Below are 13594 nucleotides of genomic sequence, written 5' to 3'. Positions count from 1 at the left end.
TCCGATACGGGCCTCGGACTCGCGGTGTGCCGATAAACTTTGCCCGTGCCTGAACGATGCGGGTCCTGGCAAAAGGTCGCCCGAGGTCCCGGTCAGCGAGGGCCAAGAACGTGATGGCAGGCCGAAGCAGCCCGCCATCGCCAAACGATCACGGCGCCGCCGCGGGCGGGGGCGTTGCCGGAGGCCGACGCCGAGCCCCTCGGTCGGCTACCTCACTCGGCCGGCACCTTCTTCCGGCCCCGCGATTTCGCGGCCGGCGCTGGCGCCGCCTCGGATGCGGCGGCGGTCCCTCCGCGGGACTTGCGACGCTGCTGTCCCAGGCCGAGGGCCCGGGCCAACTCGGATCGCTGCGCCGAGTAGCTCGCGGCCGTCATCGGATAGTCCCGCGGCAGACCCCACTTCTCGCGGTAGGCCTCGGGCGTCAGGCCGCGCAGCGTCAGGTGTCGCCGGAGCGTCTTGTACGGCTTCCCGTCCTCGAAGCTGACAATATGATCAGTCGTGATCGACTTTCGGACCTGCGACGGAGTTAATTTCTCGACCGTCGAGTTTGCCGCGCGACCTTGAGTTGTCAAACTGTTCAGTGCCGCGTGGATACCGCCGATCAATCCGGGAAGTTCGGACACCGGAACGGAGTTGTTCGACACGTAAGCGGCTACGATATCGACCGCGAGCCCTATCGCCAGGTTGTGCTCGCTGCCTGCGTTCTCACTCACGGTAAACCTCAGGAGTAACAGTTGTTCGGGTCGATCAATCCCTCTCGGATGCGATCGAATTCTGAGCGTCAGTAGCATAGTATACGCAAAATCTCAAACGTATTCGCGTTGGACAGGTGAGATCCAATCGCCGCGGCTGGAACCTGCCGCCATACCGCCGTTGACGCGGCATTAACCACGTCGCCGCTAGGGTTCGTTAACCATGCCGGCGACCTGTTCTGGGGCGGCGTGACCTGTGATCTCCGCGCTCTGGTGCCGGGGACTTTGGCGGAGACCGGGATCAGGTGCGGACGGCGGCTGACCGGTGGGAACGGCAGAGGATACGGCTCGCCGCCGCGGCGCTGAGCGTCACGCTCGCGGCGCCCGCGGCAGCCCAGCGCTTCGACGCGACTAGCCCCGTCACCGGCCAGCCCGACAATCCCGGGATCGGCCAGGACACGGCCCCGAACGGCTTGCCCACGCTCAAGCGCAGCATCCCGGATGGCCTGAGCCGCGATCGAAGCCGCGGCGCATTGGGCGGCGACACGACGGGCGGCGAGCAGACCGGCGGTGACAGCCTCCGATCACCGCTGTCACCGGCCGCGCCGCCGTCGATCCCAGGTCGGCCCGGCGAGTCCCAGCTCAACACCCGCATCACGACGGGGGGACAGCGCACCGGCGGGTCTTCGACGGCGCCGACCAACCTCGCGCCATCGTCCCTCCTGCGCACCCGGGCGGCCCCGCCGCGCAGGTTCGGCTCCGCGACGCGGCGGGTCACTCAGGACGTGACGCAGATCCCGCCGCCGGCGCTGCGGCTGACGCCGGTGGTCCAGCAGGCGGTGGTCGGGGTCCCGAACCCGCAGACCGTGACGCCGATCCGGCCGATCCTGCCGTTCCAGTCCATCGCGCCGGCCCTCGGTCTCCTGACCCCGGGCTTCATCCTCGGCACGGACTTGGCGCGGGCGATCCCCACCGACCCGGCCTACGCGCCGATCGGGTATCAGGTCGGGACCTTCACGGTGCTCCCAACCTTCGCGCAGAGCGTCGGCTACGATTCGAACCCGGACCAGACCACCCGCCAGATCGCCAAGGGGTCCGTCGCGCTGCGCACCGACGCCACGGTCGACTTCCGGAGCAACTGGTCTTCCAGCTCGCTGCAGGGCTCGCTCCGGGGGTCGTACTTGGAGACGCCGCAGAACGAGGCCGCGAGCCGACCCGCGGCCGACGGCGTGGTCCGTCTGCGCATCGACGCCGACCGGGACCTGCGCATCGACGCGGAGGGGCGGTTCCTCGTCGACACGCAGCGCACCTCGAGCGCCAACATCCAGGCCCCCACCGCCACGACGCGGCCGCTCCTGGCCGTTTACGGCGGCTCACTCGGGGCGACGGAGACGTTCAACCGCCTGTCGGTCACCCTGCGCGGATCCGTCGACCGCTCCGAGTTCGACAATGCACGCCTGGCCAACGGGACGACTATTAACCAGTCCGACCGCAACCTGAACCAGTACAGCCTGCAGCTGCGCACGGCCTACGAGATCAATCCGGATTTCAGCCCGTTCATCGATGTGCTCGGCGACACCCGAGTCTACGACCAGCGGTTCGACGCGACCGGCATCAGGCGCGATTCGGACGGCATCGCGGTCGCTTTCGGCACCAGTATCGGGCTCGCACGCTCCGTGACGGGCGAGATTTCGGCCGGGATCCAACATCGAACCTACGTCGATCCCAGCCTGCGCGACATCAACGCGCCACTGCTCAACGCCGCCCTGGTCTGGGCGGCGAGCCCGCTCACCACCGTCCGGTTCACCGCGGCGACCGGCGTCACCGAGACGACGATCCCGGGCTCCAGCGGCGTTCTGACGGAGGTCGCGACCCTGGAAGTTCAGCACGACCTGCTGAGGAACCTCTCGATCGTCCTGGGCGGATCGTATCTCCGGAACGATTACCAGAGCAGCAGCATCCGCGAGAACGGCTTCTCGGCGACCGCGCGGCTCGATTACCACTTCACCCGCTGGCTGACCCTGCGCGGCACTTACATCTATCAGAAGTTCGACAGCACGGTCGCAGGATCGAGCTTCCGGGAAAACACCTTCCTGCTCGGCCTGCGGGTGAACCCCTGAATCGGCATCAGAACCGCTCGACCCACGGACGCAGCTCGATCTCGGAGGCCCAGGCGCTCCGGTCCTGGCGCAGAAGGTCGCGATAGGCCCGGGCGATCGCGTCCGGATCGAGGTGACTATCGGTCGCCTCCGATGCCTCGCCGCCGCGGGCCGGATCGCGGATCGCGCCGTCGATCACGATGTGGGCGACGTGGATGCCCTGTGGCTGCAGTTCGCGGGCGAGGCTCTGGCCAAGTCCCCGCAGGGCGAATTTCCCCATCGCGAACGGCGCCGACCCGGCGAAACCCTTCACGCTCGCCGATGCGCCCGTGAGCAGGATCGCGCCGTGGCGGTGCGGCAGCATGCGGCGCGCCGCGGCCTGCGCCACGAGGAACCCGCCATAGGCCGAGACCAACAGCGCCTGGGCGACCGCGTCCGGGTCGAGATCGGCGACCGGGCCGCGGAGACGGCCGCTCGCGTTGTAGACGACGACGTCGGGCGGGCCGCCGAGTGCGGGTTCGAGGCGAGCGAACAGGGCCTCGACCTCCGCGGGCCGGCTGGCGTCGCAGGCATGGACAGCCGCGCCGGTCTCGGCCGCCAGGGCGGCAAGCTTGTCAACGTTGCGGGCTGCGAGGCCGATCTTCATGCCGTCGGCGACGAGAAGGCGCGCGAGCGAAGCGCTGAGGCCTGAGCCCGCCCCCACGATCAGGGCTCTCGAATAGGTCGGGATCATCGTGCGTTCCTCTGCTGACCCGTTCCGAGCCGTCGGGATCCTGTCCGCCCGTCCGGCATCGCCTCAGTCCCGGCGCTGCGCGAAGAAGGCCCGGAGCAGGGCTGCCGCCTCGCGCTCGCGGAACCCCCCGTAGACTTCCGGCGCGTGGTGGCAGGTCGGCTGATCGAAGACCCGCGGTCCGTGCTCGACCCCGCCCCCCTTCGGATCCGCCGCGCCGTAGTAGAGCCGCCGGATCCGCGCGAAGGATATCGCACCGGCACACATCGGGCACGGCTCCAGGGTAACGTAGAGATCGCAGCCGGTGAGGCGCTCGGTGCCGAGCGCCGAGCAGGCGGCGCGGATCGCCAGGATCTCCGCGTGTGCCGTCGGGTCGTGCAGTTGCCGCGGCCGGTTGTGGGCGACCGCGAGGATCACCCCGTCCCGGACCACCGCGGCGCCGACCGGCACCTCCCCGGCGACGGCGGCCGCCCGGGCGGCCGCGAAAGCGTGATCCAGCGCCGTCAGGGGTCCGGGCGATTCCCCGCCCGTCAAATGGATCGGATCGGCAGCCAAGCTGTTCTCATCCCACAGACGCGCCGGGCACGGGGCGGATCACCGGATTGATCCAAGTCAATGTTAAGGCCTGGAACATTCCGCCGACCGTGACCGTTTCAGGTACCAGTGCGGCACCGCCGCAGGTCGAACAAGAGGACAGCGCCATGAGCAGCACCACCGACAAGATCAAGGGCGTCGCCAACGAGGCCGTCGGCAAGGCCAAACAGGGCATCGGCGACGCGACCGGCAACGACAAGCTCAAGGCCGAGGGCGCCGCTCAGGAGCTCAAGGGCAAGGCTCAAGGCACCGTCGGCGATGCCAAGAGCGCGGTGAAGTCCGCCACCGACAAACTCTGATCGTCGAGCGCGACCGGAACGGAACCCGCCTCGCGCGGGTTCCAGAACTGAACCGACCCGAATAACGCGAGGATGCCATGATCGGTTGGGCTGTCACGTTTCTCGTCGTCGCTCTCGTGGCGGCGCTCCTCGGCTTCGGCGGCATCGCCGGCACGGCGATGGAGGCGGCTAAGGTCGTCTTCTTCGTGGCGATCGCGCTGTTCCTGATCTCCGCCGTGTTCGGCGTGATGCGCGGGCGCTCGCCCAGACTCTGACGGAAGCGGGCGTCCGAACCGTGATTCTGTTCTGGAGGCGGCCCCGACGGGCCGCCTCTTCGCGTTGAGGCGACAGGCTCCGGTGCACAACCCGTCTCGCCTGTCGGAACCGGCTCTGATAAGCGGCAGGCATGAGCGACTTGCCGAACGACGATAAGCCGGAGGGGACCGCCCGTCCGGCCCCCGAGTCAGCGCGCACCGAGGGCTGGGCGCCGCCGACCGATGCGGGCCGCGCCGAAGTCGAGGGGGACGGGGCTGCCAAGTCCGCTCCGAAGAAGGCCGGCCGAAAGGCCAAGCCGCAAGCCCCTCAGCAGACGGAACCTGCGCCGGAGCCCGAACCCGCGCCGTCCGCCGACGCCGAAGGCCTGATCGAGACGCCGCCCGGCGAGCGGATCGCGAAGGCGATGGCCCGGGCCGGCATCGCCTCGCGGCGCGACGCCGAGACGATGATCCTGGCGGGTCGCGTGAGCGTCAACGGCGAGACGCTGACATCTCCCGCTCGCAACGTCACCGAGAACGACCGGATCCTGATCGACGGCGAGGCGATGCCGTCGCGGGAGCGCAGCCGCCTGTGGATCTTCCACAAGCCGCGGGGCGTGGTGACGACCGCCCGTGATCCGGAGGGCCGGCAGACGGTGTTCGACGTGCTCCCGGAGGATCTGCCCCGGGTCGTGGCGGTCGGACGGCTCGACATCAACACCGAGGGGCTGCTGCTGCTCACCAATGACGGCGGCCTCGCCAAGGTGATCGCGCATCCCGACACCGGCTGGCTGCGCCGCTACCGCGTCCGCGCGCACGGCGACACCGACCAGGCGCAGCTCGACAGGCTCGCCAAGGGCGTCACCATCGACGGGATGGAGTACGGCCCCGTCGAGGCGACCCTCGACCGCGTGCAGGGCGACAACGTCTGGCTGACGCTCGGTCTCCGCGAGGGCAAGAATCGCGAGGTCAAGCGCATCCTCGAGCATCTCGGGCTCTCGGTGAATCGGCTGATCCGGCTCTCCTTCGGGCCGTTCCAGCTCGGCGACCTGGAGGTCGGTCTGGTCGAGGAGGTGCGGACCCGCGTCCTCAAGGATCAGCTCGGCAAGAGCCTTGCCGAGCAGGCCGGCGTGGATTTCGACAGCCCGGTGCGGGACCCGATCGCGCCGTTCGGCGCCTCCCGCGCGGCGGACCGGGAATCCCGATCCGCCGCGCCGGCACCGGCCCGGCGCGATGCCGCGCGTCCCGCACCGGCGCCGCGCGTCTCGACCGGAGGCNGGCGGGGCCAAGCCCGGCGGCGGTCGGCCGCCGCGCGGGACGCGATGAGGATCGTCGGCGGCGCGTGGCGGGGCCGCAGGCTCGCCACGCCGCGCACCGACGCCATACGGCCGACATCGGACCGCCTGCGCGAATCGTTGTTCAACGTGCTCGCGCACGCCTACGAGGACGCCGTGGTCGGCGCCCGGGTCCTCGACCTGTTCGCCGGCACGGGCGCCCTCGGTTTCGAGGCGCTGTCGCGGGGCGCCGCCTACGCCCTGCTCGTCGACGAGGGCGCCGAGGCGCGCGCGGTGATCCGAGCCAACATCGAATCCTTCGGTGCCGAAGGCGTGACGCGGCTATTCCGGCGGGACGCGACCCGGCTCGGCCCGGCCTCCACGGCAGGCACCTTCTCGCTGGTCTTCTGCGACCCGCCCTACGGGCGAGACCTCGCGCCGCGCGCCCTGACAAGCGCCGCTGAAGGCGCCTGGCTGGCGCAGGGAGCGCTCGTCGTCGTCGAGGAAGTCGAAGCCGCGCGGCTCGTCTGGCCCGCGGGATTCGAGGAGCTGGAGCGGCGCGTCTACGGCGATACGGCGGTGACCATCGCCCGGTTCGCCGCCTGAGCCGCGCCTAGCGTCGATCGACCGAGCCCGGCGCCGCGGCGTCGACCGCCGGCCCGAAATGGATCGCCAGCCAGACGGTAAGCGAGTCCGTCCACTCCACGCGGTGCCGACGACGGGGCACGATCAGCATGGCATCGCCCGCGACGAGGTGCCGGGCCTCCGCCTCGTCGGCGAACCGGAGGTCGGCCGCACCCACCAGGACGGCGACCCACTCGGCGTGCGGCTGATCGTAGTAGAATCCCGGCGGGCTCGCCTGGCCGGTCGAGACGATGCGCTCCACCCGCAGGCCCGGATCGGAGACCAGAACCGACACGCTCTCTTCGTCCGCCCTGAGCGGCAGATCGGCGAGCAGGTTGGTCACGAGCGTCGGGAATGCGGCCATGATCCCGCCTGTGCGGCTCGCGCGGCACCGGATCGGCGCCCCGCCGAACCTTGATCTCAGGAGCTTCGCGTCGCGCCGCCCGTCTGCGGCGCCGCCTCGTCCGCCGGCCGGCCCTGGCCGATCCGCGCGGCGGATTTCACGAGCGAGAGCACATCGCGGCGCATCTGATCGTCGGCGATCTGATTGTAGGCCCGGAGCAGTTCGACGGCGCCGGCGACGCGCAGCAGCGCGGGACCGCTATCGGTCGTCGACTCGGGCTCGGGCTCGAAGAAGCTCGAGACCGGAACGCCGAGCCGCTCGGCGATCGCCTGCAGGCGGCCGGCACCGACCCGGTTCTTGCCGGTCTCGTACTTCTGGACCTGCTGGAAGCTGACGCCCAGCGCGCTGGCCAGCGCGGACTGGCTCAGTCCGTTGGCTGCACGGAGGAACGCGATGCGGCTTCCGACCCCGTGATCGATGGCCGTGGTCTGCTTCGGCTTGGGGGTTGGGTTCGCCATAGTTGGTAGTCCGGATGTTCTTGCTGTTGGCAGGCTCGTTCGCCCGGATCCGGGGCGCCACTCACAACCGACAGGTGCAACATTGCGCGGCCAAGATCCAGACCTGACATGTGTTAGTGCCACAGGCCAGCCGCGCGTGCAACGAATGGTTACGCTTCCGAAATCTAAGGTGCGGAAGACGGCGACGGGGTCGGGTCAGTGACCGCCGCGAAAACAACTCGAATACCGGCCTCGATCAAATAGCGGTGAGCGCGACCGGTGAGAGATTCACTTTCGAAGACTGCCGCAGGCTATAGGATTGCCTGCATCGTGTTCACGTCTCAAGGCCGATCTCGGAGAGGCCCGTGCGACCGGAAACGCTCAATTCAGGGCTCGCCGCCACAGGTCGGCGCGCGAATCACGCCGCCGTGCCCATCCAGTCGGTGACGATTCGCAACTGGTCGTCGTCGAGCAACGCGGGCGCATGGCCGCAATCGGGAATCTCGACGCGCCGTGTCGGCGGCCCCCGCCGGGTCATCTCGTCGGCCGTCGACGCGAGGAGCAATTCCGAATGCGCGCCGCGCAACAGCAGGACCGGACAGGTGATCGCGTCCCAGTCGCGCCACATGCTCACGCTGTAGACCCGGCCCGGACGAAATGCGTCGCCGATGCCGGGATCGTAATGGGGCCGCCAGCCGCCGTTGGGTTCCTGGAAGAAGCTGTGCTTGGCGACGTGGCGCCACTGCTCGTCGGTCAGCGACCCGAACGCGCCCAGCACCGTCCGCAGACGCGACTCGCCCGAAGCGAGATTGTGGTGGAGCCGGGGGGCGTCGCGCAGGCGTGATCCGATCTCGCGGATGGGTGCCCAGGGCAGAAACGGGCCGATATCGTTGATCACCATTCTGCGGATCGGTGACCGGGCGGCAGAGGCCAGAACCATGCCGGTCAGGCCGCCGAGGGAGGTGCCGACCCAGTCGATCGTCCCGGAGACCCGGAGGTGGGCGATGAGCGCGGCCATGTCGGCGGCGTATTGCGGCAGGCCGTAGAGTTCTGGATCCTTCAGCCATCCGCTCAGGCCGCGCCCGGGCAGATCCGGGCAGATCACCCGGTATCCGAGCTTGGCCAATCGATAGCCGAGCGCGTCGAAATCGCGTCCCTGGCGGCTGAGGCCGTGGACGCAGACGACGACGTGCGGGCTGTCCGGTGAGCCCCATTCCACGTAGGCGATGCGGTGGAAGTCGTGGGGCGCGTAGGCCTGGAAGTGGCCGGTCCGGAACGGCACGTCCGCGCGGCTCAGATCGTCGAGCCGCGGCATCGTCTCGGGCCCGGCAGCCGGCGCCGGGGTGCCGGCGGTCACGGGGTCTCCGTCCGCGCGGCGGCCTCGCGGGCAAGACGTCCAGTCGTCTGATGGAGGTCGACCATCTGGTCGGTCAGCCGACGCGCCTGCTCCTGCAGGAACGTGATGTGCAGCGCCGCGACCTCGCGGGCATCGGCCGCCTTGGCGACGCGGTCCGCGAAATCGAGGCTCGCGCGGACATTGGTATCGGAGGCCACGAGCATCCGGTGGCCGATCTCGCGCATGGCCGCCATGGCGTGGACGGCGTTGTCCTCGAAGGCATTGTAGAGCCGGGCGCCGGCCGCGTCCCACTGCTCGCGCATCCGCCGCGCCCCGGCCACGTTGCTGTCGGTGAGCTGGTGTGCGGTCTCGCGGCTGGAGCCCATCACCGAGCGCCAGCCCTCGAAACTCTGCGCCATCGACGCCTCGAAGGCGTTGAGCGCCATCTCGCCGGCCTCGGCAAAGCGCTCATACGCCTCGCGTGCCCGGGCGACGCCGCTCTCGGCCACGGCGCGGCCGGTCTCTCCGGAGACCGTCGGCAGGTTGTCGTTCCCCACTATCGTCTCCCGCAGATGGACCGGTCTGACGCGACCGCGACGGCGCATGTCCGGAATACGGGCATCCGCCAGGGCCGTTCCCCGGTCAACCGGGCCCTGTAACAGAATCCGCGCGCGGCCCACATTGTCACGGCGGCCGCGATTGACAGGCGCGAGAGCCGCGAAATCATCGTCGCGCGGAGCGCACGCCACGTCCGCCGCCCGATCAGAAGGCTGCACGATGACGGAGACCTGTCCGACCCGCGCCGAGGTCCGTGAGACGAGCGCTCATCCGTTCGAAGTCGGGCTCGCGCGCCGTCCGGCCAACTACGTGCCGCTGACACCCGGGAGCCTGCTGGCGCGCGCCGCCGCCGCGGCGGGGGCCCGAATTGCGGTGATCGACGGCGACCGGCGCCTCACCTTCGCGGATCTCTACGCGCGCTGCCGGCGCCTCGCCGCCGGTCTCGCGGCCCGGGGGATCGGGCAGCTCGACACCGTGGCGATCCTGGCGCCAAACGTCCCGGAGATGATCGAGGCGCATTTCGCCGTGCCGATGCTCGGCGCGGTGCTGAACCCGCTCAACACCCGCCTCGATGCGGCGACGATCGCGTTCTCGCTGCGGCACGGAGGTGCCCGAGCGCTGATCGTCGAGGCCGAGTGCGCAGCGCTGGCCGCGCGGGCACTCGCGGACCTCGCCGAGCCCATCACCGTCGTGGCGATCGGCGAGACCGGGATTGCCGGGGCTCTGTCGTACGAAGCCCTGCTGGCCGAGGGTGATCCGGACTACGCTTGGGCCGGCCCGGAGGACGAGTGGCAGTCGCTCTGCCTGCTCTACACGTCGGGGACGACCGGAGACCCGAAGGGTGCCGTCTACAGCCACCGCGGCGGTTACCTCCAGGCGCTCGGCAACGCCGTCACGTTCGGCCTGACCGCCGAGAGCGTGTATCTCTGGACACTGCCGATGTTCCATTGCAGCGGCTGGTCCTATCCCTGGGCGAGCGTCGCGGTCTGCGCCACGCAGGTCTGCCTGCGCAAGGTCGAGCCGGCGGCGATCTTCCGGCTGATCGCCGCGCACGGCGTGACGCATCTCTGCGGTGCGCCGATCGTCCTCTCGATGATCGCGCACGCGCCGGCCCACGACCGGGAGCCGTTCCCGCAGCGGGTGCGCTGCGCGGTCGGCGGCGCTGCGCCGTCCTCGACGATCATCCGCACCATGGAGGAACTGGGCTTCGAGGTGACGCATCTCTACGGCGCCACCGAGAGCTACGGCCCCGCGACGGTCTGCCTGGCGCAGCCGGACTGGACCGATCTCCCGGCTCCGGAGCGCTACGCCCGCATGGCCCGTCAGGGCGTGCCGCTGGCGACGCTCGAGGCGGTGAGCGTCGCCGACCTGGCGACCGGCGCGCCGGTGCCGAGGGACGGGACGACCGTCGGCGAGATCCGTCTGCGCGGCAACACGGTGATGAAGGGCTATCTCGGCAACGCGGGCGCGACGGAGCAGGCGCTGGCCGGCGGGTGGTACAGGACCGGAGACCTCGCGGTCTGGCACGCGGACGGATCGGTCGAGATCAAGGACCGGGCGAAGGACATCATCATCTCGGGCGGCGAGAACATCTCCAGCCTGGAGGTGGAGGAGGTGCTCATGCGCCATCCCGCGGTGATGCTGGCGGCCGTCGTGGCGCGGCCGGATCCGACCTGGGGCGAGAGCCCCTGCGCGTTCCTTGAGGTCAAGCCCGGCGCGGATGTGCCGGGCGACCAGGAGGTGATCGCGTTCTGCCGCAAGCACATGGCGCGGTTCAAGGTACCGAGGACGGTGGTGTTCGGGCCGCTGCCGAAGACCTCGACCGGCAAGATCCAGAAATTCGTCCTGCGCGAGCAGGCACGGACCCTCTGACCCGCCCCGGCCCCGTCGATGGTCTCGTCCGGCCTGATCGCTAGAGCCCGGAGACGAGGTGGCCGCCGTCGACCGCCAGGACGCTGCCGGTCATGTAGGCGCCGGCCTCCGAGGCCAGGAGCAGGAGCGGCCCGTCGAGTTCCGCCGCCTCGCCTAGCCTTCGCTGCGGAATGCGCTTGATCAGCGCCCTGCCGGCCTCGGACTCGAAGAAGGCGTCGTTCAACTCGGTCTTGATGTAGCCGGGCGCGAGGGCGTTCACCCGGATGCCGTAGCGCGCCCATTCCAGCGCGAGGCTCTTGGTCAGCTGGACGACCGCGGCCTTGGAGGCGGCGTAGGGCGCGAGCCCGCCGGTGACCCGCAGACCGAGGATCGACGCGATGTTGACGATACTGCCGCCCGCGCCGTGCCGGACCATGCGCCGTCCGGTGGCCTGAGCGACCTGCCAGACGCCCTTGAGATTGGTGTCGAGCACCGCATCCCAGTCGGACAGCGCGAGGTCGAGGGCGGGCTTCGTCGCCGTCACGCCGGCATTGTTCACCAGCACCGCCACGGGTCCGAACCGCGCCTCGGCGGCATCGAGGGCCCGCTCGATGCTGGCGGCGTCGGTGACGTCCATGACGACGGCGTGGGCCTCTCCGCCCGCGGACGCGACGCGGGCGACGGTCTCGGCGAGGGCATCGGCCCGGCGGGCGCCGAGGGACAGGCGCGCGCCGGCGCCGGCCAGGGTCCCGGCGAAATGGCGGCCGAGACCGCTGGAGGCCCCGGTCACCAGGACGTGGCGGCCGGCGAGGTCGAACGGGCCCGCCATCTCAGCGTACCGACGCGGCGGCGCGGCGCGCGCCGAAGTTGTCGAGATCGGTCATGGCTCCGCGCCTCCCATGCGCACCGTCGGTTCGGGACGGCCGGCGCCCCGGTCTTCGAGCCGCGGCGTCACCCGCCGTTGTGGACCGGCCCCGCGCGTGCCGCCAGCCGGAACGACGGCGCGGCCCCTCATGGCGGGCCAAGGTAGAAGCGATTCACATCGCCCTGGGCGCCAGGATAAGAGCGATTCCCAATCCCGGATAACAGCGATTCCGATCTGACGCTTCCAGGATAACAGCGATTCCCGTTGCGTCGTGAGGCGCTCGATACCGGGCCTGCTCAGGACAGTGCCGACAGCGCAGCCATGTCCGCATCGTTCCCGGCGTCCATCCGCGCCTGGATCCGGGGCGCCATGCGCTCCCTGAACCACCGGAAGGCGATCCCAATCTCGTCCAGGTGCAGTCTCTGCCTCTCGTGGGGGATCACCGAGGTCAAAGCCTCCACGACGCCCTCGCAGGCGGAAATCGCCTCCACCGCGTCCTCGACCCCGACGGCACCGGTCGTGGCCCTCACATACCATGGGCCTAGGCGTCGCATGGCATCGGAGAGGATGCCGCCATCGAACTGGACGACTTCGAGCCGTTCCGCGACCGGAATCCGGCCGAGCAGCCTTCGACGGACCATGGCATGGATCAGGCGAGGCAGCCCGTTGATGGTCTCGACGATGTCGCCGTCCCCGGCGTCGTGGCCCTCGTCGAGCCATACGTCGTCGAGCACGCCATGGGTCAGGTTCGCGTAGCCTGTGGCTTCGTCCTCGAAGGCGACCGCCTCGTCCAAATCCCCGGGTCTGTAGGTGCGGCCGGGTGCCGGCCGGTACTCCCGCCACGGCATGATCGTCCACTCCTCGTCGCGGTGCTGCACCGATGAGGAGGGATCCCTCGCCAGAAGCAACCCGGGTCCGCACACCATGACCCGCCCGTCGCTGATCGCTACGCTGCCCTCGACGAAGGCGGTCACATCCGCCGCGGCCCTATCGAGAACGGCGGATGCGACGCGCGGCCTTCTGGTGGCCGCGCTCCCCCGTTGCAGGTCATGTCCGTCGATCGCGAGGACGGGCGTGCCCGCGAAGGCCCATTCGAGTTCGTTCCCTTGGGACTGATCGCACGGATGGCCTTGTAGGAAGGCAAGGAGGTGCTCGACCCGAACGCCCGGCTCGTCCGGGGCGAAGCGGCTCCGGCCGTCGAGCCTGCCCCATAGCTTACCGTCGCAGGCGTAGACCTCGTAGGGCATGTCCCAGTACGGCTTGGCGTGCCTCTGAACCAGGCGGAACGCAGCCGGGTCACGCTCGCGCAGACGAACCGGGGTGGTGCAGGCGAGCCACGACACGTCCCGGCCGGTGCCGTCGTCGTCGGCCCTCCGGATGGTCGCGGGGTGCCGGACCTCGATGATGCGATCGGCCATCCGTACTCGCGCTCAAAGGATCGACGGGAGATGTTTCGCCTGGATAACAGCGATTCACGCCGCGCCTTGCGACCAGGATAACAGCGATTCCGCTTGCACTGCGGGAACAGGATAACAGCGATTCATGCGACGACCCGACCGGGGCGGGATCCAACGCCTCGACGGGGCATACGGAATCGCC

Annotated in this window: 14 protein-coding genes; 5 read left to right on the top strand and 9 right to left on the bottom strand. The window is 69.9% G+C overall.

What is annotated here, in order from left to right:
- Positions 1-212 precede the first annotated feature (212 nt).
- The gene (locus MOTC310_RS29520; protein WP_331304335.1) at positions 213-713 is read right to left on the bottom strand and encodes a Ros/MucR family transcriptional regulator; all 501 of its coding nucleotides are present in this window, start codon (positions 711-713) and stop codon (positions 213-215) included.
- Positions 714-1033: 320 nt separating this feature from the next.
- Here MOTC310_RS29520 and MOTC310_RS29515 point away from each other — a divergent pair, with 320 nt between their 5' ends.
- Entirely contained in the window at positions 1034-2812 is a 1779-nt protein-coding gene (locus tag MOTC310_RS29515) for an outer membrane beta-barrel protein (protein WP_331304503.1), read from the top strand.
- 7 nt (positions 2813-2819) lie between these two features.
- Here MOTC310_RS29515 and MOTC310_RS29510 read toward each other — a convergent pair whose 3' ends face one another.
- Together MOTC310_RS29510 and MOTC310_RS29505 are read right to left on the bottom strand one after the other, a co-directional pair.
- Positions 2820-3524, bottom strand: a complete 705-nt coding sequence (locus tag MOTC310_RS29510; protein ID WP_331292287.1) for an SDR family NAD(P)-dependent oxidoreductase — start codon at positions 3522-3524, stop codon at positions 2820-2822.
- 63 nt (positions 3525-3587) lie between these two features.
- Positions 3588-4076: a nucleoside deaminase gene (locus MOTC310_RS29505; RefSeq protein WP_331292289.1), complete on the bottom strand. Its 489-nt coding sequence runs from the start codon at positions 4074-4076 to the stop codon at positions 3588-3590.
- A 146-nt stretch (positions 4077-4222) separates the two neighbouring features.
- Between MOTC310_RS29505 and MOTC310_RS29500 the strand changes: the two genes are divergently transcribed.
- The 3 genes from MOTC310_RS29500 (at position 4223) to rsmD (ending at position 6527) form a co-directional block, all read left to right on the top strand.
- Entirely contained in the window at positions 4223-4414 is a 192-nt protein-coding gene (locus MOTC310_RS29500; protein ID WP_273561957.1) for a CsbD family protein, read from the top strand.
- A 77-nt stretch (positions 4415-4491) separates the two neighbouring features.
- Positions 4492-4668 carry a DUF1328 domain-containing protein gene (locus MOTC310_RS29495; protein WP_331292291.1) on the top strand — a complete coding sequence of 59 codons (177 nt, stop codon included), beginning with the start codon at positions 4492-4494 and terminating at the stop codon, positions 4666-4668.
- A gap of 131 nt (positions 4669-4799) precedes the next feature.
- A complete protein-coding gene (gene rsmD, locus MOTC310_RS29490; protein ID WP_331304334.1) occupies positions 4800-6527 on the top strand; it encodes a 16S rRNA (guanine(966)-N(2))-methyltransferase RsmD in 1728 nt (575 codons plus the stop codon).
- Between the two features lie 7 nt (positions 6528-6534).
- Here the strand turns inward: rsmD and MOTC310_RS29485 are convergent, their stop codons facing one another.
- From MOTC310_RS29485 to MOTC310_RS29470, 4 genes are all read right to left on the bottom strand, one after another.
- Positions 6535-6909, bottom strand: a complete 375-nt coding sequence (locus MOTC310_RS29485; RefSeq protein WP_331292294.1) for a cupin domain-containing protein — start codon at positions 6907-6909, stop codon at positions 6535-6537.
- 56 nt (positions 6910-6965) lie between these two features.
- Positions 6966-7406, bottom strand: a complete 441-nt coding sequence (locus tag MOTC310_RS29480; protein WP_331292295.1) for a helix-turn-helix domain-containing protein — start codon at positions 7404-7406, stop codon at positions 6966-6968.
- A 397-nt stretch (positions 7407-7803) separates the two neighbouring features.
- Entirely contained in the window at positions 7804-8742 is a 939-nt protein-coding gene (locus tag MOTC310_RS29475; RefSeq protein ID WP_331304333.1) for an alpha/beta fold hydrolase, read from the bottom strand.
- Complete coding sequence (locus tag MOTC310_RS29470; protein WP_331304332.1) at positions 8739-9278, bottom strand: phasin family protein; 540 nt, start codon at positions 9276-9278, stop codon at positions 8739-8741. Before MOTC310_RS29470 ends, MOTC310_RS29475 begins: the two co-directional genes overlap by 4 nt.
- A gap of 220 nt (positions 9279-9498) precedes the next feature.
- Between MOTC310_RS29470 and MOTC310_RS29465 the strand changes: the two genes are divergently transcribed.
- A complete protein-coding gene (locus tag MOTC310_RS29465; protein WP_331304331.1) occupies positions 9499-11151 on the top strand; it encodes an AMP-binding protein in 1653 nt (550 codons plus the stop codon).
- Positions 11152-11191: 40 nt separating this feature from the next.
- Here the strand turns inward: MOTC310_RS29465 and MOTC310_RS29460 are convergent, their stop codons facing one another.
- The gene (locus MOTC310_RS29460) at positions 11192-11959 is read right to left on the bottom strand and encodes an SDR family NAD(P)-dependent oxidoreductase (protein WP_331304330.1); all 768 of its coding nucleotides are present in this window, start codon (positions 11957-11959) and stop codon (positions 11192-11194) included.
- Between the two features lie 332 nt (positions 11960-12291).
- On the bottom strand, positions 12292-13413 hold the full coding sequence (locus MOTC310_RS29455; protein ID WP_331304329.1) for a hypothetical protein: 1122 nt from the start codon (positions 13411-13413) through the stop codon (positions 12292-12294).
- Positions 13414-13594 lie beyond the last annotated feature (181 nt).

The sequence above is a fragment of the Methylobacterium oryzae genome (genome assembly GCF_036441375.1).
GTDB classification, from domain to species: Bacteria; Pseudomonadota; Alphaproteobacteria; order Rhizobiales; family Beijerinckiaceae; genus Methylobacterium; species Methylobacterium oryzae_A.
Note: the sequence above shows the minus strand (reverse complement) of the source record. Positions and strands in the feature narration are given on the sequence as shown.

Bases quoted from the DNA above. Each gene is read 5' to 3' on its own strand.
- MOTC310_RS29455 (WP_331304329.1), bottom strand. From the start codon at position 13,413: ATGGCCGATCGCATCATCGAGGTCCGGCACCCCGCGACCATCCGGAGG.
- MOTC310_RS29480 (WP_331292295.1), bottom strand. From the start codon at position 7,406: ATGGCGAACCCAACCCCCAAGCCGAAGCAGACCACGGCCATCGATCAC.
- MOTC310_RS29495 (WP_331292291.1), top strand. From the start codon at position 4,492: ATGATCGGTTGGGCTGTCACGTTTCTCGTCGTCGCTCTCGTGGCGGCG.
- MOTC310_RS29460 (WP_331304330.1), bottom strand. From the start codon at position 11,959: ATGGCGGGCCCGTTCGACCTCGCCGGCCGCCACGTCCTGGTGACCGGG.
- MOTC310_RS29500 (WP_273561957.1), top strand. From the start codon at position 4,223: ATGAGCAGCACCACCGACAAGATCAAGGGCGTCGCCAACGAGGCCGTC.
- MOTC310_RS29465 (WP_331304331.1), top strand. From the start codon at position 9,499: ATGACGGAGACCTGTCCGACCCGCGCCGAGGTCCGTGAGACGAGCGCT.
- MOTC310_RS29510 (WP_331292287.1), bottom strand. From the start codon at position 3,524: ATGATCCCGACCTATTCGAGAGCCCTGATCGTGGGGGCGGGCTCAGGC.
- MOTC310_RS29485 (WP_331292294.1), bottom strand. From the start codon at position 6,909: ATGGCCGCATTCCCGACGCTCGTGACCAACCTGCTCGCCGATCTGCCG.